Raw genomic sequence first — 1206 nt, 5'->3', positions numbered from 1 at the left:
CTGGCTTTGAATGCAAAAGCCCCGCGCAATCTCCGCGCGGGGCCTTTTGATTTCTGATGTTTAGTCTAGTTCCCAGCCGAAACCGAGCCGATCGACCAGAACATCGTCTCGCCCGAGGCATCATCGACGCCGTCATTGTCGGTCATAACGAATGCCTCGCCCGAAGGCAGGATGGCCAGACCTTCGATCTTGTCCAGTACGTAGCCGCCAGTCGAAGTCAGGTCGGGCAGCAAGTCACGGACCTCTTCCTTACTGACCACGGGCAGCTCACCACCCAGCGGGGCCGGGGTCATTTCAGACAGCGGGATGCGGTATATTTTCTTGGTGACTGCACGGTGGTCGTGCTGGTTGTCGCGTTCGATGACATAAACATGGTCACCGAATGCGGTGATCTCCGACAGACCTACCCAACCAGTTTCCGGGTCAGCTTTAGGATAGTGCACTGCGCCCCATTCCTTGGTTTCAAGGTTATAGGCGACAAGTTTCACGTGGTTTTTGGGGTCGTCCTTCCATTCGCGCTGAACTGCCATCCACAGGGTGTCTCCAACCTTGGTTATGCCTTCGAACCCGAAGCGTTTTTCGACGGCCATCAGTTCCGGCGGCAGGCCGATCTCACCCTTGCGGTCCTTGATCTTGCCTTCGGCCGAGACATGGTAGATGGCGTGGGGGATGACGCGGTCGGTTCGGCCTTCAGAGGCGACATAGAAGCCACCCTTGCCATCCAGCGTGATACCTTCCAGATCCAGCTTTTGCGCCGGGTTGCCGTCCTGACGGCTGATGCGAACGACGTCCACGATGCGGGCCGGGGTCTGGCTGGGGTCGATTTTGAAGATCGAAGGCTGGAAGCCGTAGAAGCTGTCATTAACCGCGTAGATGATGCCATCCTCATCTGCGACCAGACCGGACAGGGCACCCCATCCGATCAGCTCATCCGCGCCTTCCGAGGTAAGATGTGGATAAGCGGCGGGCGCATCCTGATACTCAAAGATCGACACATGCGCACGCGGGCCGCCGTCTTCGATCAGATCTTTTTCATTGGCCGAGACCAGCAGATTGCGCTCGGGGATTGCCACATAGCCTTCCGGCCCAACGCCCGACGGCAGCAGCTGTTTCAGAACCGGGTTGGCCGGATCGGTGGCGTCGTAGACCCCAAAGACCGAAGAGCGCACGGCGCCCACAAAAATCATTGGCATGCAACCAAAAGTC

1 protein-coding gene is annotated in these 1206 nt (G+C 58.2%); it reads right to left on the bottom strand.

Annotated elements, in window-relative coordinates:
* Positions 1-65: 65 nt before the first annotated feature.
* On the bottom strand, positions 66-1206 hold a 1141-nt coding region (locus ACR0E6_RS21350; protein ID WP_480587070.1), incomplete at its 5' end, for an esterase-like activity of phytase family protein.

The sequence above is a fragment of the Ruegeria sp. AP12 genome (assembly GCF_056540025.1).
Note: the sequence above shows the minus strand (reverse complement) of the source record. Positions and strands in the feature narration are given on the sequence as shown.